The organism is Streptomyces luteolifulvus, assembly GCF_008806595.1.
In the GTDB taxonomy this organism is placed as follows: domain Bacteria; phylum Actinomycetota; class Actinomycetes; order Streptomycetales; family Streptomycetaceae; genus Streptomyces; species Streptomyces luteolifulvus.
In genome coordinates this window covers 17,821-41,451 of sequence record NZ_VZRB01000020.1, presented here as the reverse complement: position 1 = coordinate 41,451, position 23,631 = coordinate 17,821, and the positions used below count along the sequence as shown (strand labels likewise).

21 protein-coding genes and 1 pseudogene are annotated in these 23,631 nt (G+C 70.6%); 5 read left to right on the top strand and 17 right to left on the bottom strand.

From position 1 onward, the window contains the following. Positions 1-6: 6 nt before the first annotated feature. Complete coding sequence (locus tag F7R91_RS25970) at positions 7-426, top strand: DUF3151 domain-containing protein (protein ID WP_150951688.1); 420 nt, start codon at positions 7-9, stop codon at positions 424-426. An 88-nt stretch (positions 427-514) separates the two neighbouring features. On the opposite strand, the gene F7R91_RS25965 is transcribed toward F7R91_RS25970, so the two are convergent. From F7R91_RS25965 to F7R91_RS25930, 8 genes are all read right to left on the bottom strand, one after another. Further along, on the bottom strand, positions 515-1,981 hold the full coding sequence (locus tag F7R91_RS25965) for an MFS transporter (RefSeq protein ID WP_150951686.1): 1,467 nt from the start codon (positions 1,979-1,981) through the stop codon (positions 515-517). Positions 1,982-2,036: 55 nt separating this feature from the next. Next, positions 2,037-3,068 carry a class II fructose-bisphosphate aldolase gene (fbaA, locus tag F7R91_RS25960; protein WP_150951684.1) on the bottom strand — a complete coding sequence of 344 codons (1,032 nt, stop codon included), beginning with the start codon at positions 3,066-3,068 and terminating at the stop codon, positions 2,037-2,039. A gap of 169 nt (positions 3,069-3,237) precedes the next feature. Next, complete coding sequence (pyrE, locus tag F7R91_RS25955; protein ID WP_150951682.1) at positions 3,238-3,786, bottom strand: orotate phosphoribosyltransferase; 549 nt, start codon at positions 3,784-3,786, stop codon at positions 3,238-3,240. Positions 3,787-3,795: 9 nt separating this feature from the next. After that, positions 3,796-4,584, bottom strand: a complete 789-nt coding sequence (locus F7R91_RS25950; protein ID WP_150951680.1) for an aldose epimerase family protein — start codon at positions 4,582-4,584, stop codon at positions 3,796-3,798. Between the two features lie 40 nt (positions 4,585-4,624). Then, positions 4,625-5,533: an SRPBCC domain-containing protein gene (locus F7R91_RS25945; RefSeq protein ID WP_150951678.1), complete on the bottom strand. Its 909-nt coding sequence runs from the start codon at positions 5,531-5,533 to the stop codon at positions 4,625-4,627. A gap of 108 nt (positions 5,534-5,641) precedes the next feature. Next, positions 5,642-7,279 carry a polyamine aminopropyltransferase gene (locus tag F7R91_RS25940; RefSeq protein WP_150951676.1) on the bottom strand — a complete coding sequence of 546 codons (1,638 nt, stop codon included), beginning with the start codon at positions 7,277-7,279 and terminating at the stop codon, positions 5,642-5,644. A 94-nt stretch (positions 7,280-7,373) separates the two neighbouring features. Then, positions 7,374-7,910 carry a DUF2617 family protein gene (locus F7R91_RS25935; RefSeq protein ID WP_150951674.1) on the bottom strand — a complete coding sequence of 179 codons (537 nt, stop codon included), beginning with the start codon at positions 7,908-7,910 and terminating at the stop codon, positions 7,374-7,376. A gap of 399 nt (positions 7,911-8,309) precedes the next feature. After that, positions 8,310-8,576 carry a hypothetical protein gene (locus tag F7R91_RS25930; RefSeq protein WP_150951673.1) on the bottom strand — a complete coding sequence of 89 codons (267 nt, stop codon included), beginning with the start codon at positions 8,574-8,576 and terminating at the stop codon, positions 8,310-8,312. A gap of 129 nt (positions 8,577-8,705) precedes the next feature. Between F7R91_RS25930 and F7R91_RS25925 the strand changes: the two genes are divergently transcribed. Further along, positions 8,706-9,896, top strand: a complete 1,191-nt coding sequence (locus F7R91_RS25925) for a pyridoxal phosphate-dependent aminotransferase (RefSeq protein ID WP_150951670.1) — start codon at positions 8,706-8,708, stop codon at positions 9,894-9,896. A 130-nt stretch (positions 9,897-10,026) separates the two neighbouring features. Here the strand turns inward: F7R91_RS25925 and F7R91_RS25920 are convergent, their stop codons facing one another. Together F7R91_RS25920 and clpB are read right to left on the bottom strand one after the other, a co-directional pair. After that, positions 10,027-10,557 carry a YbjN domain-containing protein gene (locus tag F7R91_RS25920; protein WP_150951668.1) on the bottom strand — a complete coding sequence of 177 codons (531 nt, stop codon included), beginning with the start codon at positions 10,555-10,557 and terminating at the stop codon, positions 10,027-10,029. 151 nt (positions 10,558-10,708) lie between these two features. After that, the gene (gene clpB / locus F7R91_RS25915) at positions 10,709-13,306 is read right to left on the bottom strand and encodes an ATP-dependent chaperone ClpB (protein ID WP_150951666.1); all 2,598 of its coding nucleotides are present in this window, start codon (positions 13,304-13,306) and stop codon (positions 10,709-10,711) included. 127 nt (positions 13,307-13,433) lie between these two features. Here clpB and F7R91_RS25910 point away from each other — a divergent pair, with 127 nt between their 5' ends. After that, on the top strand, positions 13,434-13,847 hold the full coding sequence (locus F7R91_RS25910; protein WP_150951664.1) for a pyridoxamine 5'-phosphate oxidase family protein: 414 nt from the start codon (positions 13,434-13,436) through the stop codon (positions 13,845-13,847). Between the two features lie 170 nt (positions 13,848-14,017). Here the strand turns inward: F7R91_RS25910 and F7R91_RS25905 are convergent. Next, a pseudogene (locus tag F7R91_RS25905) lies at positions 14,018-14,350 on the bottom strand (hypothetical protein); the annotation flags it as partial. 482 nt (positions 14,351-14,832) lie between these two features. Between F7R91_RS25905 and F7R91_RS25895 the strand changes: the two are divergent. Further along, positions 14,833-15,681: a helix-turn-helix transcriptional regulator gene (locus tag F7R91_RS25895; protein ID WP_408056062.1), complete on the top strand. Its 849-nt coding sequence runs from the start codon at positions 14,833-14,835 to the stop codon at positions 15,679-15,681. Positions 15,682-15,716: 35 nt separating this feature from the next. Beyond that, the gene (locus tag F7R91_RS25890) at positions 15,717-16,709 is read left to right on the top strand and encodes a helix-turn-helix transcriptional regulator (RefSeq protein WP_150951658.1); all 993 of its coding nucleotides are present in this window, start codon (positions 15,717-15,719) and stop codon (positions 16,707-16,709) included. On the opposite strand, the gene F7R91_RS25885 is transcribed toward F7R91_RS25890, so the two are convergent. The 6 genes from F7R91_RS25885 to dnaK form a co-directional block, all read right to left on the bottom strand. After that, positions 16,672-17,709, bottom strand: coding sequence for a helix-turn-helix transcriptional regulator (locus F7R91_RS25885; RefSeq protein WP_150951656.1), 1,038 nt, complete (start codon positions 17,707-17,709; stop codon positions 16,672-16,674). The genes F7R91_RS25890 and F7R91_RS25885 overlap by 38 nt on opposite strands. A gap of 284 nt (positions 17,710-17,993) precedes the next feature. Further along, a complete protein-coding gene (locus F7R91_RS25880) occupies positions 17,994-19,100 on the bottom strand; it encodes a sugar ABC transporter substrate-binding protein (protein ID WP_150951929.1) in 1,107 nt (368 codons plus the stop codon). A 280-nt stretch (positions 19,101-19,380) separates the two neighbouring features. After that, the gene (locus F7R91_RS25875) at positions 19,381-19,833 is read right to left on the bottom strand and encodes a heat shock protein transcriptional repressor HspR (protein ID WP_150951654.1); all 453 of its coding nucleotides are present in this window, start codon (positions 19,831-19,833) and stop codon (positions 19,381-19,383) included. A 5-nt stretch (positions 19,834-19,838) separates the two neighbouring features. Then, positions 19,839-21,017, bottom strand: coding sequence for a molecular chaperone DnaJ (dnaJ, locus tag F7R91_RS25870; protein ID WP_150951652.1), 1,179 nt, complete (start codon positions 21,015-21,017; stop codon positions 19,839-19,841). Positions 21,018-21,050: 33 nt separating this feature from the next. Next, on the bottom strand, positions 21,051-21,716 hold the full coding sequence (gene grpE / locus F7R91_RS25865) for a nucleotide exchange factor GrpE (RefSeq protein ID WP_150951650.1): 666 nt from the start codon (positions 21,714-21,716) through the stop codon (positions 21,051-21,053). Next, positions 21,713-23,560: a molecular chaperone DnaK gene (gene dnaK / locus F7R91_RS25860; RefSeq protein WP_150951648.1), complete on the bottom strand. Its 1,848-nt coding sequence runs from the start codon at positions 23,558-23,560 to the stop codon at positions 21,713-21,715. Before dnaK ends, grpE begins: the two co-directional genes overlap by 4 nt. Between the last annotated feature and the right edge of the window lie 71 nt (positions 23,561-23,631).

Below are 23,631 nucleotides of genomic sequence, written 5' to 3'. Positions count from 1 at the left end.
GCTTCCATGACGACGCACAAGAACCTGCTCGGCGGCCCGGACCCGACGTACCTGCCGGAGAATGAAGAGGCGTACCGCCTACTGGGTGAGCAATCCCAGCCCCCGGTCGAGGTCGCGGCGAAGCACCCCACGTTCTCGCTCGCCTGGGCGATGCTCGCCGACGACGCCTTCGAGGCGGGGCGAGTTGTCGAGTCATACGCCTACGCGCGCACCGGCTATCACCGCGGTCTGGACTCGCTGCGCCGCGCCGGCTGGAAGGGGCATGGCCCCATCCCTTGGGACCACCGGGCCAATCGCGGGTTCCTGCGCTGCCTCGCCGCCCTCGCTCGTGCCGCCAGCGAGATCAACGAGAAGGACGAGACGGAGCGTTGCTGGCAGTTCCTCAAGGACAGCAGCGCCGAGGCGTACACCGAGCTGAAGCGGTAACAGGCACCGCAGCGCAAGAATGTGCCGCCGCTCCTCAAGAAGCGGCGGCCCGAAGTGCACGACGATGGCGGCAGCGGTCCCCAGCCCGCTACCCGATCCGCCCCCGGGGCCGCTCCCCCTCCAGCGGTGGTGCCGAAATCGACCCGAAGGTGCGGCACTCCGGGCGGCGGCAGTCCGGGGGCAGTCGTCGTACCGTCGCGAAGGCGAGGACCGAGGCCGCCACCAGGAGTACCGCGCACAGGACCATCGCGCGGCCGAACGCCTCGTCGAAGGCGCTCGGCGAGCGGTACGCCTCCGGGCCCATCCCCGCGAGCAGCGGCAGCGCGGCCACCGCGATCAGGCCCGCCGCGCGGGCCGCCGCGTTGTTGATGCCGCTGGCCAGGCCCGCCCGGGAGGTGTCCACGGAGCCGAGGACGGTGGCGGTCAGCGGCGCGACCAGGATGACCATGCCGAGGCCGAGGATCAGCAGCGCGGGCAGCACATCGCTCACGTAGGAGGCGCCCGGTCCGACCCGCAGCATCAGCAGCATCCCGGCGGCGCACAGCAGGGGGCCGACGGTGAGCGGGATGCGCGGGCCGATGCGCTCGCCGATCTCGCCGGAGCGGGCGGAGAACAGCAGCATCAGGACCGTCGTCGGCAGCAGGGCCGTACCGGCGGCGAGAGCCGACCAGCCGACGGCGACCTGGAGCTGGAGCGCGGCGAGGAAGAAGAAGCCGCCGAAGGCCGCGTACACACCCAGCGTGACCAGGTTGACCGCGGTGAACTGGCGCGACGCGAAGATGTCGAGCGGCATCATCGGGTCGGGCGTGTGCCGCTCCACGTGGACGAAGGCAACGGCGGCGACCAGACCGGCCACCGCGGTGACCGCGACCACCAGCGAACCCTCACGGGCCTCGATCAGCGCGTAGGTCACCAGCGCGAGGGACAGTGCGCCCAGGGTCGCGCCGAGCACGTCGAAGCGGCCGTGGCGGGTGTCGTCCGCCGACTCGGGGACATGGCGTACGGCGATCGGCGCGCACACCAGCGCCAGCGGGACGTTCAGCAGGAAGACCCAGCGCCAGCCCGGCCCGTCCACCAGCCAGCCGCCCAGGAACGGGCCGACCGCCGCGCCGACGCCGCCGAACCCGGACCACAGTCCCACGGCCCGGCCCCGGTCGTCGGGGTGGAAGGACGCCTGGATCAGGGCGAGGGAGCCGGGGGTGAGCAGGGCTCCGCCGACGCCCTGAAGGGCACGGGCGGCGATGAGGACGCCGGCGTTCGGGGCGAGACCGCACAGCAGGGACGCGGCGGCGAACCAGATCACGCCCACGACGAAGACCTTGCGCCGGCCGTAGCGGTCGCCGAGCGACCCGCCGAGGAGGATCAGCCCGGCCAGCGTGACCATGTACGCGTTGACCGTCCACTGCAGAGCGGCGAGGCTCGCGTCGAGGTCACGGCCGATGCGGGGCAGTGCGACGTTGACGACGGTCGAGTCCAGCATGGCCATGCTGGAGCCGAGCACGGTGGTCAGCAGGATCCACTTGCCTTGCGGCGAGGCCAGCCGGACATCGGGCATGCCCCCAGGTATACAGCGAGCCCGGCGCGGTCGCGCCGGGCTCGCTGTCAGCCGGTTACTTGATCTTCGTGCCGGCCGAGCGCAGGTTCTGGGTGGCCTCGAGGACACGCGCGGCCATGGACGCCTCGGCGAGCTTGCCCCAGGTGCGCGGGTCGTAGGTCTTCTTGGAGCCGACCTCGCCGTCGACCTTCAGGACGCCGTCGTAGTTCTTGAACATGTGGTCGGCGACGGGACGCGTGAAGGCGTACTGCGTGTCCGTGTCGATGTTCATCTTCACGACGCCGTTCTCCAGCGCGGTGCGGATCTCGTCCTCCGTGGAGCCGGAGCCGCCGTGGAAGACGAAGTCGAAGGGCTGCGAGCCGGTCGGCTTGCCGTACTTCGCGGCGACGCCCTCGTTCAGCTCCTTGAGCAGGTCGGGGCGCAGGACGACGTTGCCCGGCTTGTACACGCCGTGGACGTTGCCGAAGGAGGCGGCCAGCAGGTAGCGGCCCTTCTCGCCGAGACCGAGCGCCTCGGCCGTGCGCACGGCGTCGTCGACCGTCGTGTACAGGGAGTCGTTGATCTCGTGGGAGACGCCGTCCTCCTCGCCGCCGGTCGGGGTGATCTCCACCTCGAGGATGATCTTGGCGGCGCGGGCGCGCTCCAGGAGCTCCTGGGCGATGGCGAGATTGTCGGCGAGGGTCTCGGCGGAGCCGTCCCACATGTGTGACTGGAAGAGCGGGTTGCGGCCGGCCCTGACGCGCTCCTCGGAGACCGCGAGCAGCGGACGTACATACCCGTCGAGCTTGTCCTTCGGGCAGTGGTCCGTGTGCAGCGCGACGGTGACCGGGTACTTCTCCGCGACGATGTGCGCGAACTCGGCCAGGGCCACGGCACCGGTGACCATGTCCTTGCTGTACTGGCCGCCGAGGAACTCCGCACCACCCGTGGAGATCTGGATGATGCCGTCGCTCTCCGCCTCCGCGAAGCCACGCAGCGCAGCGTGCAGGGTCTGGCTCGAGGTGACGTTGATGGCCGGGTAGGCGAACTTGCCTGCCTTCGCCCGGTCGAGCATCTCGTTGTAGACCTCGGGGGTTGCGATGGGCATCTGTCCGCTCCTTGGGATGTGCGGGTTGACGTTGTGCGTCCTACGGCCCTGACCTAGACCTTGGGGATGACGTCATTGTCGACCCCATCTTTCCAGACTTGGCCGGATGGTCCCCCCATGGTGTCCAACCTGTGGATGACCCGGTCAAGGGTCGACTCGGCGGGACGGCTCAATCGAGCCCCAACTCGTCCTTGGAGTACGCGAAGCGGTACGGCACGCCCGCGCCCGCCTCGATCTTCTCGGCGGCGCCGGTCGCCCGGTCGACGATGGTCGCCACGGCGACCACCTCGGCGCCCGCCTCCCGCACGGCCTCGACGGCGGTGAGCGGCGAGCCACCGGTGGTGGAGGTGTCCTCGACGACCAGGACCCGGCGGCCGCTGATCTCCGGGCCCTCGACCCGCCGCTGCAGTCCGTGGGCCTTGGCGGCCTTCCGTACGACGAAGGCGTCCAGCTTCCGCCCGCGGGCGGCGGCCGCGTGCAGCATCGCGGCGGCCACGGGGTCGGCGCCCATGGTCAGCCCGCCGACCGCGTCGAAGTCGAGATCGGCGGTCAGGTCGAGCAGCACCTGCCCGACCAGCGGGGCGGCCTCTCCGTCGAGGGTGATGCGGCGCAGGTCGACGTAGTAGTCCGCCTCCAGACCCGACGACAGGGTCACCTTGCCGTGCACCACGGCCTTGTCCTTGATCTGCTGCAGCAGCTCGCCACGTACGTCACTCATGCGGCCAGCTTAGATGCGGCGCCAGGTCCAGGTCGTCGTGGCCTCCAGGGGGTCGATCGGGGTGACCAGGCGGGGGTGGGAGTTCAGGCCGTCGGGCGGGCCCGTCTGCGGCTCCACGCAGACCGCGGCCTCCTGCTCGTCGTACACGACCATCCACTGCTCACGGCTGGCCACCTTCAGCTCCAGTTGTCCGGGCCAGGTCAGGGTGACGTCGATGCCGCCGGGCATGCCGAAGCAGTCGTCCCAGGGGCCGGGCTTCGGGTCGACGCGGTGGCCGGTCGGGAGGTGGTCCTCGCCGCGCTCCTCCTGCCAGGCGGCGTCAAACTCCACTCGCACGTCCTCGCCTCCCAGGTTCCGGTTGTACCACGGGTGCCAGCCGATCTGCGCCGGGAAGGAGGTCTCGTACGTCTCCACGGACATCGTGAGCGTCAGGCTGTCCCCGGTCAGGCCGACGACCTGGGTGACCCGGCCCGACCAGGGCCAGGGGTCCACGAGGTCGTACGTGATGACCGCCTCGTCGGCGGTGGCGCGGGCCGTGCGCCAGACGCCGTCGCGGACGGTGCCGTGGATGGCGTGCGGCGGGGAGTTGAGCGGCATCTGGTAGGCGGTCGCGCCGTCGCGGAACCGTCCGTCGCGGATCCGTCCGCACCAGGGGACCATCGGGAAGCAGCCGAACCGCTCCCCCTGCCGCAGGAGTTCGGTGCCGCCGACCCGGAGTCCTCCGATGCGGCCGCCGTTGCCCGGCTGCACGGTCACTTCCGCGTCGCCCGCGGTCAGCGTGATGTCTTCGTTACTCACGGGACGACCCTACTGGGCTGATCGAGAGGGCGTGCGGCGCTCAGCGTCGTCTGCGCAGCATCCGCGCCGCGACGATCGCCGAGACCACGACGGCCGCGGCGGCCGGTGCGGCCCAGCGCAGCGTGGACACGGGGGTGACCGTCTGTGGCGCGGGCACGGGGGCGTAGCGGCCGCGCGGCGGGGCGTGGTCCACCTCCTCCGCGCTGCGACCGATCATCGTCCGCCGCGCGTGCGCCGCCTCGGCGGGGGGTTCGGGGGACTCGGGGAAGTCGTCGGCCGGGAGGGGGGCGGCGGGCTCCGGGGGGTGGTGCGGTTCGGGTTCGGGTGCCGCTTCGGGCTCCGGTGCCGGTTCGGGCTCCGGTGCCGGTTCGGGCTCCGGTGCCGGTTCGGGCTCCGGTGCCGGTTCGGGCTCCGGTGCCGGTTCGGGCTCCGGTGCCGGTTCGGGCTCCGGTGCCGGTTCGGGTTCCGGTGCGGACATCTCCGGCTCCGGCCGCGGCTCCGACTCCGGTCCCGGTTCCTCCGCCGTCGCTCCCAGGTTCTCCGCGAAACGGTTCAGCAGCCTGGCCGCGGCCGAGGCGACCGCGTCGGCCGGCAGTTCCGTGACGCGTCCGTCCGCGGAGGCCGTTCCCTCAAAGGTGAGGGTCGTTCCGCCGTCCGTGTCCCTCAGGCGGAGAGTCAGCGCGAGCCTGGCCGAGCCGGTGCCGCGGGCCTCGGTGGCGTCGCCCTCGACGGCGTACGAACCGTCCTCCTGCCCGGTCACGCGCACGGTGCCTCGATAGGTGACGGAGTGGCTGCCGACGCGGACCTTCAGCCGGCCGCTGAGGGGCTCCGCACGCTCCGCACCGGCGTCCTGCAGGAGCCCGGGGATCGCCCGGGCGACCCGCGCGGGATCTTCGAGCGCCGCGCGCAGCAGGTCGGCCGGAACCGGAACGAACACCTCATGCTCCATGTCCCCGGAGCCTACCCAGTACGGCGTTGGCTGCACCTCCGTCGGTTGAAAGTGACCGTGCGTTCGTGTGGGCGTTGCCGGGGGGCTGCCTCCCCCGGACAAAAAGGCTCAGTACCTCGGATGCACCAACGTCGACACACGCACCCCCTCGATCCTCATCCCCTCCGCCGCCCTCCCGTCCGCCTCCAGTCCTCGCTGGGTCAGAGTTGCCGGGCGGGGGCCGCGGGCGGCGAGTCGCAGGGGTGGACGGGCTCCCGGCGCCGCGAGGACGAAACCCCAGTCGTGGGGCGCGTGGGTCGCACCCGAGGAGCGGTCGGGGCCCGCGGCGAAGCCGGAGGCACGGCCGTCCACGCAGTAGGGGGACGTGCCGAGGCCGGCCGCGCGGACGGTCGTCTCCACCGTCCAGAAGACGCGGGGGCGCAGGGAGACCGGACCCGCCTGCACCACCAGCCGGCCGTCGGGCGCCAGCACCCTCCGCACCAGGCCGTAGAACTCCTGCGAGTACAGCCTGGTGCTCGCGGTGATGCCCGGGTCGGGGAGGTCCGCGATCACCACGTCGTAGGCGGCCCGCGCGGCGTCGCGGAGCCGGCGGAAGGCGTCGGCCGTCCGTACGTGGACGCGCGGGTCGCCGTAGACGTTGCCGTTGAGCCGGGACAGCGCGGGGTCGTGGCGGGCCAGCCGGACCACCGCCGCGTCGAGTTCCACGATGTCGACCCGGTGCACGCCGGGGTACCGCAGCACCTCGCGGGCGGCCAGGCCGTCACCGCCGCCCAGGACGAGCACGCGCGCGTGGGGGCCGTTCATCGCGGGGTGGACCAGGGCCTCGTGGTAGCGGCGCTCGTCGCGGCCGCTGACGCGCAGCCGTCCGTCGAGGAACAGGTTGAGGGGGCGGCCGTGGGTGCCGCCGGTGATGACGACCTCCTGGACGCCGGTCTGGAGTGCCACGCGCACGTCTTTGCCGTAGACGGCGTGCCGTGCGGCGCGTTCGAAGTCGCCGACCAGGGCGGCGGCCGTGGCCAGCAGCGCGAGCACGGCGGCGATGACGGTGAGCAGCGACCAGCGGGCGCGGCGGGTCAGGTCGCCGTGGAAGAGGCCGAGGACGAGCGCCCCGCCCGCCGTGACGTTGACCGCGCCGGTGAGCAGCGCGCCGGTCAGCTGGCCGAGCTGGGGCAGCAGAAGGAAGGGGAAGGCGAGGCCGCCGACCAGGGCGCCGACGTAGTCCGCGGCGAACAGGTCGGCCACCGCGCCGCCCGGGTCCTGCCGGCGGATGCGCTGGATGAGTTCCATCAGCAGCGGGACCTCGGCGCCGATCAGCAGGCCGATGGCGAGGGAGAAGGCGACCAGCAGACAGCGGGGTCCGCTGGCCCACAGGCCGCCCCAGTCGCCGGTCCAGGCGAAGACGGCGTACAGCGCCATCGCGCTGCACCCGCCGACGAGCGCGAGGACCGCCTCGATGGCGCCGAAGCCGGCCGCCGCGCGGGGGCGCAGCCGCTTCGCGGCGAGTGAGCCGACGCCCATCGCGAAGACCATGACGGACAGCACGACGGAGGCCTGGGTGACCGAGTCGCCGATCAAGTACGAGGCGAGGGCGACGAGTTCGAGTTCGTACACGAGCCCGCAGGCCGCGCAGAGGAACACGCAGGCGAGGACGAGGAACCGGGCCGTCTCCGGCCTCACCGGCAGCCGCGCGGGTCCGGCCCAGGGCGGCGGGGTGCCGGGCTGGGCTGGCGCGTGCGGATCGATCACGCTGCGACGGTACGTCACACATACGGCACGCTTCGTCACCCACACGTGTGGAACTGCCGTACGGCCGGGGCACCTTGTTCGATGTGCTCCGGCCTCACACGCCGGACGGGCTGAGACTGCTCACCGGCACCCGCACGCCCACGCGCGTCCGGGTGGCCACCAACTGCCCGTCCTGCGGGTACGCGTGCCAGGTACGCCAGTGCACCTGCCCCTCGTGGTGCTGGGCGAGCAGGGCCGTGAAGGCGTGCGGGCTGCCCGGGAAGACTCCGGCGAGGCCGTTGGGGTGGTCGGAGACCAGGGCCAGCAACTCCTGGGCGCGGTCCGCGAACGAGCCCGGGGAGAGAACCTCCACCCGGGCCGCGAACTCGTACTCCCAGTCGCCGACGCGTTTGGTGACGCCCAGCGGAAGGGGGGCGCTGCTGCCGGAGATGCACGCCACGGTCTCCGAGCGGACGCCCCCTTCCTCCTGCAGAAGTACCTGGTGGGACGCACCGAGGAGTCTCAACTGGAGCTTTGTTCCGGCCAGTTCGAGGTCGAGCGTGGCCAGCGCGGGCAGCGGCTCGCGTCCCAGGGCCCAGGCGAGATCGGCCGCGCGCGTGTCGGTGTAGGAGGTGTTCAGGGTCGTGAGCATGGGTCGGCTCCGAAAGCACGCAAAGAAAAGGGGAGGTGTGGGTCCGGCGCACCCCGGTCGGCTCCGGGGGATCGGCCCGGTCAGCCCGGTCGGGAGGTCAGGAGAAGGGTCCGCTGCACGTCCGCGGGCTGGCTTGGTGTTTTAGAGGGAATCATGAACTGTGGCGCCGCCACAGCGTTTTTACCCAAGTTCGTGGGGTTTCCATCCCTCAGAGGGCCCCACAGCTCAACTGTTCAACTACGGCGTACGCCGGGGCGGTCGGGGCGTGCGCGGAAACAGGCGAGCGCCCCCGGGCCGTGGTCCCCGGCGGGCGCGTGACATGGTGCGGCGGGGCCCGCTCGTCGAGCGGCCCCGCCGGCGCGGATGCGATTCCCCCTGCGGGAGCTCAGCTGCCCCGTGTCAGCTGCCTCCACCGCATCCGCCCCCACCACCGCAGGACGACCCGCCTCCGCAGGACGAGCCGCCACCGCAGGAGTGCCCTCCGGAGTGCCCGCCCGACGAGCCGCACGACGAGCCGCCGTCGCCCCCGCCGGCCCACCAGCTGTCACCGCTCCCCGAGCGGTACGAACGGGCGCCCCGCCCCGCGTGGCTCCCCCTGCGGGCGACGGACACCAGCGCCCCCACGAACAGGACCGCGATCACCGCCAGGATGATGCCGAAGACCATGGCGTCACCCTCCTTCCGATTCACCCGAAGCGGCCCCCCGTGGGCGCCTCGCTTGGTGCGTGCGGGGGAGATGCCCTCCCGGCTCACGGCCCAAAGCAGAGTTGAGGAACTCCAGAGCTTGGGCGCAGGATGGCCCGCATGACCTCCAGCGCCCGCCCCCTGCTCAACCGCCGGCTCGCCGAGTTCGGGACGACGATCTTCGCCGAGATGTCCGCCCTGGCCGTGCGGACCGGGTCGATCAACCTGGGCCAGGGCTTTCCCGACACGGACGGCCCCGAGGAGATCCGGGAGGCGGCGGTCCGGGCGCTGCGCGAGGGGCGCGGCAACCAGTACCCGCCGGGTCCGGGCATCCCCGAGCTGCGCACCGCGATCACCGCGCACCAGCTGCGGCGGTACGGGCTGTCGTACGACCCCGACACCGAGGTGCTGGTCACCGCGGGCGCCACGGAGGCCATCGCCGCCGCCCTGCTGGCCCTGTTGGAGCCCGGGGACGAGGTCATCGCCTTCGAGCCGTACTACGACTCGTACGCGGCCTGCATCGCGATGGCGGGCGGCACGCGCGTACCGGTGACGCTGCGCGCGCACGAGGGCGGTTTCCGCCTCGACCTGGACGAGCTGCGGGACGCCGTCACGGACCGCACCCGCCTCCTGCTCATCAACACTCCCCACAACCCCACCGGCACCGTTCTGACCCGCGAGGAGCTCACGGCGATCGCCGAGCTGGCCGTCGAGCGCGATCTGCTCGTGGTCACGGACGAGGTGTACGAGCACCTGGTCTTCGACGAGGCCGGGCATCTGCCGCTGGCCACGTTCCCGGGGATGCGGGAGCGGACGGTCTCGATCGGCTCGGCCGGGAAGACGTTCTCCTTCACCGGCTGGAAGGTCGGCTGGGTCACGGCCGCCGAGGGCCTGGTCGCGGCGGTGCGCTCGGCGAAGCAGTTCCTGACCTATGTCGCGTCGGGGCCGTTCCAGTACGCGGTCGCCGAGGCGCTGGCCCTGCCCGACTCCTACTTCAGCGCCTTCCGCGAGGACATGCTGGCCAAGCGGGACCTGCTGGCGGCGGGTCTGACGGAGGCGGGCTTCCAAGTGTTCCGGCCCGCTGGCACCTACTTCATCACGACCGACATCCGGCCCCTGGGCGAGAGCGACGGTTTCGCCTTCTGCCGCGCGCTGCCGGACCGGGCCGGCGTCGTGGCCATCCCGAACGCGGTCTTCTACGACCACCGGGAGGCCGGCGCCCCCTACGTGCGGTTCGCGTTCTGCAAGCAGACGGCCGTCCTGGAGGAGGCGGTGCGGCGCCTCAAGGCGCTCGCGGGCTGACCCGGACGGCAAGAGCCCGGTCCTGGCGTTCGACCCGCTGGTCGGCCGCCCGGCCGGGCTCTGGTTCGGTTACGGGGCGTATCCGGTCGCACTCGACCGGGCCCCCTGTCGGCAGGACCGGAGGGAGGACTTACTCCTCGTCGCCCTCGGACTTCTCCGCGTCGTTGACCTCCTGTTCGAGGCCCAGCTGCTCCACGAGCCACTTGTCGAACTCGATCGCGGCCCGCACCCAGCTGACCGTCGACGAAACAAAGTGCTCCAGGCTCACACCCGTGCCGATCAGCATCTGGGCCTCACCGATCAGGCGGACCGTGCCGTCGTCATGGGTGTGGCTGTAGACCTTGGGCCACAGAGTCCGCCGGTTCCAGTCGTCGATGGACTCCAGCAGCTGTGTCTTCTCGTCGATCTGGTGCGGTCGGTCGTAGAACGTCCGCACGGAGAAGACCTGCTGGTCGCCCTCGCCGCGGAACATGAAGTACGTACGGAACTCCTCCCAGGGCGCCGCGAGGTCGCCCTCGTCGTCGACGACGTACTTCAGCTCCATCTGGTCGAGAAGCTGCTTCACGAGGTCCTGATCCGGGATGACGGGGCCCGCCGGTCCTTGGGGCTGCGGCTCGGGCTGGCCCCCGAAGTTCGGAATCGAGGACGGGTCGATGGTCATACTTGGAAACTCCTGCGGTCGTCTGGCTCGTCCGGTCATCACAGAGACCAGACGTACACTCCCACCCTCTCTCTCTTGACCCACGACCGGCAACCTCCTACGCCGTCGCGCTGCGACGGCGTGAAGGATCACCGGCGCGGGTGCGGCGGAGTCACAGCGTCTTGCCGGTCGCCGGGCCCACGAGCAGGCCGTCTGCGAACGCGTCCACGCGGACCGTGTCGCCGTCCTTGACCTCGCCCGCAAGGATCTCCTTGGCGAGGCGGTCGCCGATCGCGGTCTGGACGAGTCGGCGCAGCGGGCGGGCTCCGTAGGCCGGGTCGTTGCCCTCGTCGGCGAGCCAGGCCAGGGCGGCGGGCGTGACCTCCAGGGTCAGCCGCCGCTCGGCGAGCCGCTTGGCGAGCCGGTCGATCTGCAGCCGGGCGATCCGGCTCAGCTCGTCCTTCGACAGGGCCGAGAAGACCACCAGGTCGTCGAGGCGGTTGAGGAACTCCGGCTTGAAGGAGGCGCGGACCACCTCCAGGACCTGTTCCCTCTTCTCCTCCTCGCTGGTGATCGGGTCCACCAGGAACTGGCTGCCCAGGTTGGAGGTCAGCACGAGGATCGTGTTGCGGAAGTCGACGGTGCGGCCCTGACCGTCCGTCAGACGCCCGTCGTCCAGCACCTGGAGGAGGATGTCGAACACCTCGGGGTGGGCCTTCTCCACCTCGTCGAGGAGCACCACGCTGTACGGCCTGCGCCGCACCGCCTCCGTGAGCTGGCCGCCCTCCTCGTAGCCGACATAACCGGGCGGGGCGCCGACCAGACGGGCCACGCTGTGCTTCTCGCCGTACTCCGACATGTCGATGCGGACCATCGCCCGCTCGTCGTCGAAGAGGAAGTCGGCGAGCGCCTTGGCCAGTTCGGTCTTGCCGACGCCGGTGGGGCCGAGAAAGAGGAACGAGCCGGTCGGGCGGTCCGGGTCGGCGATGCCGGCACGGGTGCGCCGTACGGCGTCGGACACGGCCTGGACCGCTTCCTGCTGGCCGATGAGGCGGCGGCCCAGCTCCTCCTCCATGCGCAGCAGCTTCTGCGTCTCGCCCTCCAGCAGCCGGCCGGCGGGGATGCCGGTCCAGGCGGCGACGACGTCCGCGATGTCGTCGGAGCCGACCTCGTCCTTGACCATCGTGTCCTTGGCGGCCTCCTCCTCGGCCTCGGAGGCGGCCTCCAGGTCGCGCTCCAGGGTGGGGATCTCGCCGTAGAGCAGCTTGGAGGCAGTGTCGAAGTCGCCGTCGCGCTGGGCGCGTTCGGCCTGTCCGCGCAGATCGTCGAGCTTCTCCTTCAGCTCGCCGACGCGGTTGAGGGACTGCTTCTCCTTCTCCCAGCGGGCGGTCAGGCCCCGCAACTCCTCCTCCTTGTCGGCGAGATCGCGGCGCAGCTTCTCCAGGCGCTCGCGGGAGGCCGGGTCGGTCTCCTTCTCCAGCGCCAGCTCCTCCATCTTCAACCGGTCGACGACGCGCTGGAGTTCGTCGATCTCGACGGGCGAGGAGTCGATCTCCATACGGAGCCGGGAGGCGGCCTCGTCGACCAGGTCGATGGCCTTGTCGGGCAGGAAGCGGGAGGTGATGTACCGGTCGGAGAGGGTGGCGGCCGCGACCAGCGCGCTGTCCGCGATCTGCACCTTGTGGTGGGCCTCGTAGCGGCCCTTGAGTCCGCGCAGGATCGCGATCGTGTCCTCGACGGTGGGCTCGGCGACCAGCACCTGCTGGAAGCGCCGCTCCAGGGCCGGGTCCTTCTCGATCCGCTCGCGGTACTCGTCGAGGGTGGTCGCGCCGACCATGCGCAGCTCACCGCGGGCCAGCATCGGCTTGAGCATGTTGCCGGCGTCCATGGCGGAGTCGCCGCCGGCGCCCGCGCCCACGACCGTGTGCAGCTCGTCGATGAACGTGATGATCTGCCCGTCGGAGTCCTTGATCTCCGCGAGGACGGTCTTCAGCCGCTCCTCGAACTCACCGCGGTACTTGGCGCCCGCGACCATCGCGCCCAGGTCGAGCGCGACCAGCCGCTTGTCCCTGAGGGACTCGGGCACGTCGCCCTTCACGATCCGCTGGGCGAGCCCCTCGACGACGGCGGTCTTGCCGACGCCGGGCTCGCCGATGAGGACGGGGTTGTTCTTGGTGCGGCGGGACAGCACCTGCACCACCCGCCGGATCTCCTGGTCCCGCCCGATGACCGGGTCGAGCTTGCCGTCCCGCGCGGCGGCGGTGAAGTCCGTGCCGAACTTCTCGAGCGCCTTGTACTGGCCCTCGGGGTCGGGGGTGGTCACCCGGCGCCCTCCCCTGCTCTTCCGGAACGCGTCCAGCAGCTTCTTCGCACTGGCTCCCTGCCCGGAGAGTACGTCGCCGGCCGCGCCGCCCTTCGCGGCGATGCCGATGAGCAGATGCTCGGTGGAGAGGTAGTCGTCGCCCAGGTCCTTGGCGCGCTCGCCGGCGTCCGCGATCACGGCGAGCAGCTCGCGGTTGGGCTGCGGGGGCGCGACCGTGGAGCCGGTCACGCTGGGCAGCCCGGCGAGGGCCTTCTCCGCGCCCGCGCGCACGGCCGCCTGGTCGGCTTCGACCGCGGCCAGCAGGTCGACGATGTTCTCGTTGTCCTGGCCCTGGAGTAGAGCAAGAAGCAGGTGGGCGGGGGTGAGGTCGGGGTGTCCCTCGGACACGGCGCGGTTACCGGCCGCGTTGATCGCGTCCCGGCTCCGGTTGGTCAGCTCGGCGTCCACGTTCGCTTTCTCCTCCTGCCGTCAGCTGTCGGCCATGGCTCCAGCACGTCTCCCAGTGCTGACTCGGTCAACGTACACAAAGTTGAGTCTATTCCACTCAAGGCTGTCGCGCGTATAAGTTCCGTCCATGGCCAAGTACCCGCAGGACCCCGCCGCGCCCGACGCCTCGTACCTCGCTTTCTGGCGGGAGCGGCACCTGTGCACGCTGACGACACCGCGCCCGGACGGCAGCCCGCACGTCGTGCCCGTCGGAGTGACATACGACCCCGGGGCACGGCTTGCTCGGGTGATCGCGGACAAGTCCAGCGCGAAGGTGGGAAACGTACTGGCCGCCGGACCCGACGGCGCGGCGGTCGCCGTGTGCCAGGTGGACGGCCGGCGCTGGGCCACGCTGGAGGGCCGCGCCACCGTCCGGACCGAGCCGGAGCGGATCGCCGAGGCAGAACGCCACTACGCCGAGCGCTACGGCCGGACCCCTACACCCAACCCGTCCCGGGTGGCGATCGAAATCCGGCTGACGCGGGCCATGGGACGCGGGTGACGCGAGTGGGGGACACACCGGTGACCGACTGATTCCAGCCATGCGCCGATCTCCCCGAAACCCGGAGATATCGCAGGAAACTGCAGCGGCGTCACCGTGTTCAGGTCACGGTGACGCCGCTGCGGGGGGAAGTACCTGAGGCGATGTGTTACGACGGGGGAAACGCGTCTGGCCCTGGGGGGGGTGGCAGAGATGGTCGGGAGGACCGGCGCATCCGGCTCCACCAGCTGGTGGTCCCGCTGGTCCAGGTTCACAAAGATCATTCCGTATCGGATGGCGCACCGTACAGGCTGCGGCGCCCCCCGAGGCCGCCGCAGACAGCGGTACGCCCGCACGTCATCTTCCTCGTCCCGTGTGACCACGACCGGCTCACCGAAGACCGTCACCATCAACGAGTCACCGGCGTGGGGGATCGCCGTGACCAGGTCGATGAAGTGCCAGCCCGAGCGGTAGGCCGTGGCCATCTCACGCCGGAAGGAGCGGTCGTCGGGTGGAGTGGTCATGCCGTCGTGTCCTTCGGGGCCGCGATGCTCCAGGACAGATCCCCGGCCTGAACGCTGCTCCAAGAAAGGTCCGGAGGTGCGACGGCCTCACTGCCGGAGTCCTGCACTTGGGCCGGCCCACTGCTCCAGGAGAGGTCCAGGGCACCGTACGCACCGAACACCAACCCAGCGGAGAAGGCGACAGCGAGCACCGAGCGAACCATTCTCTTGCACATAGTCGGCTTCGTCCTCACTTCCGTGGCTACTCTCCCCCGCCGTCACCAAGACGATGGCTCATTCAGCCAGGCGAACACCACAGGGTCGATGCATCATGTTCCTGCACGTTCAGGACCCTGGGGGGTGGAGCTTTGCCATCAAAGAACTCATACCGGACACATCCTCATGCTGAGACTGAGCTGTGCGAAGACGGCAAGCGGCTTTACGCCAGCGCGCTGCGTTTCGGCCGCATCGCGCGGACCGAAGTCGAGCCCGCTCCCTGCCTGATGGAGTTCGCGCTCCTCCACCCCGACCCCGACGACGCGGGCTGGCTGCGTCCGGTTCCCCCGGCGGCGGCACTGGCACAGCGTCTGCACCCCCTGGAGCGGGAGATCCAGGACCGCAGGACCCTCGCGGTCCGACTGACCGACTCCTTCGAGCCGTTCATGGCCATCACTGCCCAGGATCTGCCGACCACGCACGCGATCACCGTGCTGGAGGGGATCAACCGGATCAACTCGGCGATCGAACTCGCCATCGCCGACTGCAAGTCGGAGATCCTCACGGTGCAGCCCGGCGGCGGCCGCAGCGAGCACTCGCTGACCGAGGCGCTGGAGCGGGGCCGCGCCGTCATCGCACGCGGCATCACCATGCGGACCCTGTACCAGCACACCGCCCGGCACAGCCAGGGCACGCTGGCGTACGCCGAGCTCATGGCCGAGGGCAATGTCGAGATACGGACCCTCGAGGAACTCATAGAACGGCTGATGATCTTCGATCGCACCGTCGCCTTCATCCCCGCGCGCGACGACAGCGACGTCGCCCTCGAACTGCGGCACCCGGGCCTCGTCGAGTATCTGGCCAAGGTCTTCGAGCAGTTGTGGGCCCGCGCGGTTCCCCTTCTGGAGGAGGCCCCGTACGCTCCCCCCACGGACGGCATCAGCGGTGTGCAGCGGTCGATAGCCAAGCTCCTGGTCGAGGGGCATGTCGACGAGGCCATCGCCCGGCGCCTCGGCATGAACGTACGCACCTGCCGGGCCCACATCGCCAAGCTCGCGGCCGCCCTGGGCAGCGGCAGCCGGGCCCAACTCGGCTTCCTCATAGCGCAGTCGGGCATCCTGGACCGCGATCACTGACCGGTGAGAGGTGCCTGACGGAAGGAGACACGCGAGTGACCGCGGCGCCGCATGCGGAGCACGGCCCGGAAGCCCTGTGCGCCGCGGGGACGGAGCTGTACGAACGAGCCCTGCGCGAGGGGCGGGTGAGCGGCGCCGACGCCGAAGCGGCGCCCTGCCTGGTCGACTTCGGCCTGCTGCACCCCGCCGTCGCGGACCTCGACAGGCTGGAGCCCGCGTCCCCGGCCCTGGCGCTGCACCGGCTGCTGCGCGCCTTCGAGGAACGCATCGCGGACGAACGTAGGCGCGAACAGCGGCTGGCCGAGACCTTCGAACCCCTTCTGCGGATCGGCCTCGGTCAGACGGCGGGCGCCGGCAGCGACACCCCCGCCATCAGCGTCCTGAGCGGCTTCGACCGGATCAACCTCGCCATCGCCGAGGCCCTGGCCGACGCCTCCGCCGAACTCCTCGCGATCCACCCGTACACCAGCCACACCCGCGCACGGGCCGAGCGGCACGCCGAGGCCCTGGTCCGCGACCAGGACCTGCTCGACCGCGGTGGCCGGATCCGCACGCTGTACCAGCACACGCTGCGCCATGCGCCCTCGGTCCTCGCCCGCTACGAACTGCTGCGCGGCGATGTCGAGGCCCGCACCCTCGACGAGGTCACCGAGCGCCTCCTCGTCGTCGACCGCGCCGTCGCCTTCGTTCCCGGCAGCAAGGACCGCTCCCTCGCCCTGGAGGTCCGCCACCCGGCCCTCGTGGACTACTTCGCCACCACCTTCGACCGGCTGTGGCAGCTGGCCACGCCCATGTACCCGCAGGCGGCGCAGCAGCCCTCCCTGGACGGTGTCACGCACCGCCAGCGCGCCATCGCCGCCCTCCTCGTCGAGGGTCTCACCGACGCCGTCATCGCCGACCGCCTCGGGATGAACATCCGTACCGCCCGCGTCCACATCGCCAAGCTCGCGGCGACGCTGGGCAGTGAGAGCCGGGCCCAGCTCGGCTATCTCATCGCACGGTCCGGGATTCTTGACCGGGAACCCTGAGGGGGTCGACCTCGGCGGCGCGGGGCGGGCCGTCCAGGCCGACCTGTGCGATACGGACGCCCAGCTGGGTGCGGCTGGCGGCGCCCAGGGTCTCCGACAGCCGGGCGATATGGGCGCGGCAGGTGCGCACGCTGATGCCGAGCCGTTCCGCGATCACCGCGTCCTGGTGGCCCTCCGCGAGCAGCGCGGCGATGGACTGTTCGCGGTGCGAGATGCCCTCGATGCCGGTGTCGGGCAGGGGGGCGGTCAGCGGGATCGCCAGCCGCCACAGCCGTTCGAAGACGGTGACCAGATACTCGACGAGCGCCGGGTGACGCAGCTCCAGCGCCAGGGTGCGGTCGGCGTTCGCGGGAATGAAGGCCACCGTGCGGTCGAAGAGGATCAGCCGGTCGATCACCTCGTCGAGGGTGCGCGCCTGGACCGCGCCGCCCATCAGCTCCAGGTAGTTCAGCAGGCCCTGGCCGTGCCGGGCCACATGCGTGTACAGGTCGCGCATCCGCACGCCCCGGGCGCGCAGCGCGAGGGCCCGGTGCAGGCCCTCCGTCAGCTCGTGCTCGGGGCGGATGCCGCCCGGCTGGACGGTGAGGACCTCCGTCGTGCAGGCCTCCGTCGCCTCGTCCATCGCGGCCTGGATCCGGGAGAGGCCGTCGAGGACGCGGATCGCGGAGCCCTCCGCGGGGGCGGTCCGCGGCCTCGGGCCGAGGCCGGCGTACCACTCGAAGGCCGCCACCGCCGAGCCCACCCGCCGCTGGCTCGCGCTGACCTCGTCGTAGACGCCGCGCAGCAGCCGGGTCATGACCTCCTGCGGCGAGGTGGGCACCAGCCAGTCCATGTCGTCCGGGTCCGGGTGCAGCAGGGCCAGCTCCAGCAGGCAGGGCACCGGCTCCGCGTCCCGGCGCGGCACGCGGCCCCGCCGTACGGCCCGGGAATACACGCGATCCCCGGCGTCGCACAGTCGGTCAGCACCATGTGGATGCTCGTCCGTCCCGTGCCCGGCCATGGCCCATTCCACCCCCGCTTCCCGTCTCTCCCCGTCGCCGGTCGTGTCCCTTCGGCTTCGCAACTATGCGCGGCCGTGACCCGCTCCGCAACACGGCTCCCCGGGGTGTGACCGACGGAAACCACCCATACGAACCGTTTCCTCCAGGCCTCCTTCAGCCCGGTTGCAACAAGGTGACGGTGGTGCGCCCGCGTCACTTCGCGGGCGTCTGCAAACGCCGGCGGGAGCCGGTGACCGGCGGTCCGGTCACCGGCTCCCGCCGGCACGTCCTCAACTCGGACCGATCATTTCAGGCCGATCGCCGCGCAGGCGGCCTTGTACTTGTCGGTGCAGATGTCGGACACCTTGTAGATGCCGTCCGCGACGACGGTGCTCTTGATGTTGGCCTTCGTCAGGGCGACCACGGTCACGAGCTGTGCCGGGATGTCCTTGTCGGTGGGGCTGTCGACGCGGTCGCGGGTGAGGGAGTCGAACTTGATGTCCTTGCCCTGGACCTTGGCCACCGCCATCTCGGCGGCCGCCTCGGCCTCCGCGGGGTAGGACTTGTAGACGCTCATGTACTGCTCGCCGCCGACGATGCGCTGCACGGCCAGGAGTTCCGCGTCCTGGCCGGTGATCGGGGGCAGGTCGCTCACGCCCGCGCCTTCGAGGGCCTTGATGATGCCGACGACCATCGCGTCGTTGGCGGAGTAGACCCCGGCGATGTTGTCCTTGCCGATCTTGTCGATCGCCTCGGCCATCTCGGACTGGGCGACGTCCGGGCTCCAGTCCTTGGTGTCGAAGGACGAGGCGATGGTCACCTTGCCCTCCAGCTCGGAGAGCGCACCGGCCTTGAACTGCTTGGCGTTCGGGTCGGTGGGCGAGCCGTTGATCATGACGACCTTGTCGGAGGTGTCGACACCCTCGCCCAGCGACTCGACCAGGGTGCGGCCCTGCACCTGGCCGACGAGTTCGTTGTCGAACGACACGTACGCGTCGATCGGGCCCTCGGCCAGGCGGTCGTAGGCGATGACCGGGACGCCCGCCTCCTTGGCCTTCTTCACGGTGCCCGCGATGGCGTGCGAGTCGACGGCGTCGATCAGGATGACGTCGACCTTGTCGTCGATCATCTTCTGCATCTGGCCGGCCTGCTCGCCCGCGTCGTTGTCGGCGTTGGCGTAGGCGATCTTGCCCTGCTTGTTGGTGAGGGACTCGACCTTCGCCTTGATGATCGGGTAGTCGAAGTCCTCGTACCGCGTGTTCGTCCTCTCCGGCAGCAGCACACCCACGGTGATGTCGTTGCCCTTCGTCGGGCTGGCGTCCGCACTGCCCCCCGATGCACCGAGCGCGCCACAGGCGGCCAGCGACAGGGACAGCGTGGACGCGGCCACGGATATGGCGATACGACGCATGGGGGTGCTGCTCACTTCAGGTGCCTTCCGAAACGTGGACGCAACATTGCGGGCCCGGATGACTGGAAAGCCAACGCGGCCGCGCCCCCCGCGGTCAAGCAATACTACTTAACGAGATGACAACGCCACCCTCCGCTTCAGCTGTAAAGACTTGAAGGAATCGCCCACAAGCGCCCTTTACGGACTCTCCACCACGTGTCGATCATGTAAGGCACAAATTCCGTACACCAACGCGAAAGGCCCGGAGGTTCACCCTCCGGGCCCTTTCCCGCGCTGCGCGTTAGTCCGTCGACTGCTGCCTCTTCGGCCGCCACACGACCAACGCGCTGGTCTGCTGGACCTCCTGGTACGGGACCAGGTCGCGGCGGTAGGACGCGTGCACCGCGGCCTCGCGCTGCTGCATCGCCGCCGCCGCTCCGTCGACGGCCGCCTGGAGTTCGGCGACACGCTGCTGGAGCGCGGCGACCTGGTTCTCCAGTTCGATGATCCGCTTGATGCCGGCCAGGTTGATGCCCTCGTCCTGCGACAACGCCTGCACCTGGCGGAGCAGTTCGATGTCGCGGGCCGAGTAGCGGCGGCCCCGGCCGGCGGTGCGGTCGGGGGAGACCAGGCCCAGCCGGTCGTACTGGCGCAGCGTCTGCGGGTGCAGTCCGGAGAGCTGGGCCGCCACCGAGATGACGTAGACCGGGGTCTCCTCGGTCAGTTCATACGGGTTGCGTCGACGCCCGTCCATCTCGATCAAGCTCCCTTCGCGGCCTGGAACAGCTCCGCCCGCGGGTCCTCACCCGCGGTCGCCTCGCGATACGCCTCCAGTGCGTCACGAGCCTTCCCCGACAGATCCGCCGGAACACTCACCTCCACGGTGACCAGCAGGTCCCCGCGGGTGCCGTCCTTGCGGACCGCGCCCTTGCCCCGGGCGCGCATGGTACGGCCGTTGGGCGTGCCCGGCGGCAGCTTCAGGGTGACCGGCGGTCCGCCCAGGGTCGGCACCCTGACCTCGCCCCCGAGGGCCGCCTCCGTGAACGTCACCGGGACGGTGACGGTCAGGTTGTCGCCCTTGCGGCCGAAGACCGGGTGCGCGTCCACGTGCACGACGACATAGAGGTCGCCCGACGGGCCGCCCCGCTCGCCGGGTGCGCCCTTGCCCCGGAGCCGGATGCGCTGGCCGTCGTTCACCCCGGCCGGGATGCGGACCTGCATGGTCCTCGACGACTTGGCGCGGCCGCTGCCGTTGCAGACCTCGCAGGGGGTCTCGGCCATCAGGCCGCGGCCCTTGCAGTCCGGGCAGGGGTCCGTCAGCGAGAAACCGCCGCCGGAGCCCCGGGCCACCTGGCCGGTGCCGACGCAGGTAGGGCACACCCGCGGGTTGCCGTTCTTGTCCCCGGTGCCCGAACAGGCCTTGCAGGGCTGCTGCGAGGTCATCCGCAGCGGGACCGTCGCTCCCTCGATCGCCTCGGTGAAGCTGAGGGTGACTTCGGTGTCGATGTCCTGGCCGCGCCTGGGCTGCACCCGCTGGGTGCCGGAGCTGCCACGGTTGAACAGGCCCCCGAAGACGTCACCGAGCCCGCCGCCGCCGAAGCCGCCGGCTCCCCCGCCGCCCTGGGCGCCTCCGAAGAGGTCGCCCAGGTCGAAGTTGAACGAGCCGCCGCCCGCGCCCGGCCCCGGGCGGAAGCCGCCGTTGCCGAACAGGGCACGCGCCTCGTCGTACTCCTTGCGCTTCTTGGGGTCACCGAGGACGTCGTTCGCCTCGGAGATCTCCTTGAAGCGCTCCTCGGCCTTGACGTTCCCCTTGTTGGCGTCCGGGTGGTTCTCGCGGGCGAGCTTCCGGTACGCCTTCTTGATCTCGGCCTCGGTGGCGTCCTTGGGGACGCCGAGGACCTTGTAGTAGTCCTTCTCGATGAAGTCCTTGGTGCTCATCCTCGACGTCCCTCCTTTCTCCTCATGTCAAGCTCAGCCCTCGTCCGGGCCACCGCTCTCCTTGTCGTCGCCCGCCTCCGCGGAGTCCGTGGAGTCCGCCTTCACGGTCTGCGCCCCCGGCTGGGGTTCGGCCACGGCCACCCGCGCGGGGCGGATGGTGCGCTCGCCGATCCGGTACCCGGGCTGCAGAATCGCCACGCAGGTCGTCTCCGTGACGTCCGGCGCGTAGCTGTGCATCAGGGCTTCGTGGATCGTCGGGTCGAAGGGCTCGCCCTCCTTGCCGAACTGCTGCAGACCCATCTTCGCCGCGACGGTCTCCAGCGACTCCGCCACGGACTTGAATCCGCCGACGAGTTCGCCGTGGTCCCGTGCGCGGCCGATGTCGTCGAGCACAGGCAGGAGCTCGGTCAGGAGGTTCGCGATGGCGATCTCCCGGACCGTGATCCGGTCGCGTTCGACGCGGCGGCGGTAGTTCTGGTACTCGGCCTGGAGCCGCTGGAGGTCGGCCGTGCGCTCGCCGAGCGCCGTACGGACCTGGTCCAGCTGGGCCGTCAGGCCTGCGGTCTGTGCTGATGCGTCCCCGGCCGGGGCCGCCCCCTCCCCCGCGGAGGGGGAGGCGGCCTGCGGCTCGGCGTCGTCGGGGGTGGCGCCGGAGGGGACGTCGGGCTTCTCCTCGAAGCCCGGGGTCTCCTCCGTCACGCGGCACCGTCCTTGCGCTCGTCGTCCACGATCTCGGCGTCCACGACGTCGTCGTCGGCCCGCGGGGCCTCGGCACCGGCGTCGGCGCCGCCCGCGGCACCCTGTGCGGCCTGGGCGTCGGCGTACATGGCCTGGCCCACCTTCTGGGAGACCGCGGCGACCTTCTCGGTGGCCGTGCGGATCTCGGTGGTGTCCTCGCCCTTGAGCGCGGTCTTCAGCTCCTCGACGGCGGCCTCGACCTCGGTCCTGACCTCGCCGGGGACCTTGTCCTCGTTGTCCTTGAGGAACTTCTCCGTCTGGTAGACGAGTTGCTCGCCCTGGTTGCGGGTCTCGGCGGCCTCGCGGCGGCGGTGGTCCTCCTCCGCGTACTGCTCGGCCTCCTGGCGCATCCGGTCGACCTCGTCCTTCGGCAGCGAGGAGCCGCCGGTGACGGTCATCTTCTGCTCCTTGCCCGTGCCGAGGTCCTTGGCCGTGACGTGCATGATGCCGTTGGCGTCGATGTCGAAGGAGACCTCGATCTGCGGGACACCGCGCGGGGCCGGCGGCAGACCGGTCAGCTCGAACATGCCGAGCTTCTTGTTGTACGCCGCGATCTCGCGCTCGCCCTGGTAGACCTGGATCTGCACGGACGGCTGGTTGTCCTCGGCCGTGGTGAAGATCTCCGAACGCTTCGTCGGGATCGTCGTGTTGCGCTCGATCAGCTTGGTCATGATGCCGCCCTTGGTCTCGATACCGAGGGACAGCGGGGTGACGTCGAGGAGCAGGACGTCCTTGACCTCGCCCTTGAGGACACCGGCCTGGAGCGAGGCGCCGATGGCGACGACCTCATCCGGGTTCACGCCCTTGTTGGCCTCCTTGCCGCCGGTCAGCTCCTTGACGAGCTCGGCGACGGCGGGCATCCGGGTGGAGCCGCCGACGAGGACGACGTGGTCGATCTCGTTGATGGAGACGCCGGCGTCCTTCATGACGTTGAAGAACGGCGTCTTGCAGCGCTCCAGGAGGTCGGCCGTCAGCTGCTGGAACTGAGCCCGGGTCAGCTTCTCGTCCAGGTGCAGCGGGCCCTCGGCGGACGCGGTGATGTAGGGCAGGTTGATCGAGGTCTCGGTGGACGAGGACAGCTCGATCTTGGCCTTCTCGGCGGCCTCGCGGAGGCGCTGGAGGGCCATCTTGTCCTTGCCGAGGTCCACACCGTGACCGCCGGCGAACTGCTTGACCAGGTAGTCGACGACGCGCTGGTCCCAGTCGTCACCACCGAGGTGGTTGTCGCCGTTGGTGGCCTTCACCTCGACGACGCCGTCGCCGATCTCCAGCAGGGACACGTCGAAGGTGCCGCCGCCGAGGTCGAAGACGAGGATGGTCTGGTCGTCCTTGTCGAGGCCGTAGGCCAGGGCGGCCGCCGTCGGCTCGTTGACGATGCGCAGGACGTTGAGGCCCGCGATCTCGCCGGCCTCCTTGGTGGCCTGGCGCTCGGAGTCGTTGAAGTAGGCCGGGACGGTGATCACCGCGTCGGTGACCTTCTCGCCCAGGTAGGACTCGGCGTCCCGCTTCAGCTTCTGCAGGATGAAGGCGGAGATCTGCTGCGGGTTGAAGGGCTTCCCGTCGAGCTCGATCTTCCAGTCGGTGCCCATGTGACGCTTCACGGACCGGATGGTCCGGTCCACGTTGGTCACGGCCTGGCGCTTGGCCACCTCGCCGACGAGCACCTCACCGTTCTTCGCGAAGGCGACGACGGACGGCGTGGTCCTGGCACCCTCGGCGTTGGTGATGACGGTGGGCTCGCCGCCCTCCAGAACGCTGACGACGGAGTTAGTCGTGCCCAGGTCGATGCCGACCGCACGTGCCATGGTTGATTCCTCCAGCAATGACTTGAGTGGAACGGACTCAAGTGTGCATGACGGCCACCGCGCGGTCAACA

Bases quoted from the DNA above. Each gene is read 5' to 3' on its own strand.
- F7R91_RS25885 (WP_150951656.1), bottom strand. From the start codon at position 17,709: ATGGCCGGGCACGGGACGGACGAGCATCCACATGGTGCTGACCGACTG.
- pyrE (WP_150951682.1), bottom strand. From the start codon at position 3,786: ATGAGTGACGTACGTGGCGAGCTGCTGCAGCAGATCAAGGACAAGGCC.
- F7R91_RS25880 (WP_150951929.1), bottom strand. From the start codon at position 19,100: ATGCGTCGTATCGCCATATCCGTGGCCGCGTCCACGCTGTCCCTGTCG.
- fbaA (WP_150951684.1), bottom strand. From the start codon at position 3,068: ATGCCCATCGCAACCCCCGAGGTCTACAACGAGATGCTCGACCGGGCG.
- dnaJ (WP_150951652.1), bottom strand. From the start codon at position 21,017: ATGAGCACCAAGGACTTCATCGAGAAGGACTACTACAAGGTCCTCGGC.
- F7R91_RS25910 (WP_150951664.1), top strand. From the start codon at position 13,434: ATGGCCAAGTACCCGCAGGACCCCGCCGCGCCCGACGCCTCGTACCTC.
- F7R91_RS25925 (WP_150951670.1), top strand. From the start codon at position 8,706: ATGGCCCGCATGACCTCCAGCGCCCGCCCCCTGCTCAACCGCCGGCTC.
- F7R91_RS25935 (WP_150951674.1), bottom strand. From the start codon at position 7,910: ATGCTCACGACCCTGAACACCTCCTACACCGACACGCGCGCGGCCGAT.
- F7R91_RS25930 (WP_150951673.1), bottom strand. From the start codon at position 8,576: ATGGTCTTCGGCATCATCCTGGCGGTGATCGCGGTCCTGTTCGTGGGG.
- dnaK (WP_150951648.1), bottom strand. From the start codon at position 23,560: ATGGCACGTGCGGTCGGCATCGACCTGGGCACGACTAACTCCGTCGTC.
- F7R91_RS25920 (WP_150951668.1), bottom strand. From the start codon at position 10,557: ATGACCATCGACCCGTCCTCGATTCCGAACTTCGGGGGCCAGCCCGAG.
- F7R91_RS25875 (WP_150951654.1), bottom strand. From the start codon at position 19,833: ATGGACGGGCGTCGACGCAACCCGTATGAACTGACCGAGGAGACCCCG.
- F7R91_RS25965 (WP_150951686.1), bottom strand. From the start codon at position 1,981: ATGCCCGATGTCCGGCTGGCCTCGCCGCAAGGCAAGTGGATCCTGCTG.
- F7R91_RS25895 (WP_408056062.1), top strand. From the start codon at position 14,833: ATGGAGTTCGCGCTCCTCCACCCCGACCCCGACGACGCGGGCTGGCTG.
- F7R91_RS25945 (WP_150951678.1), bottom strand. From the start codon at position 5,533: ATGGAGCATGAGGTGTTCGTTCCGGTTCCGGCCGACCTGCTGCGCGCG.
- F7R91_RS25970 (WP_150951688.1), top strand. From the start codon at position 7: ATGACGACGCACAAGAACCTGCTCGGCGGCCCGGACCCGACGTACCTG.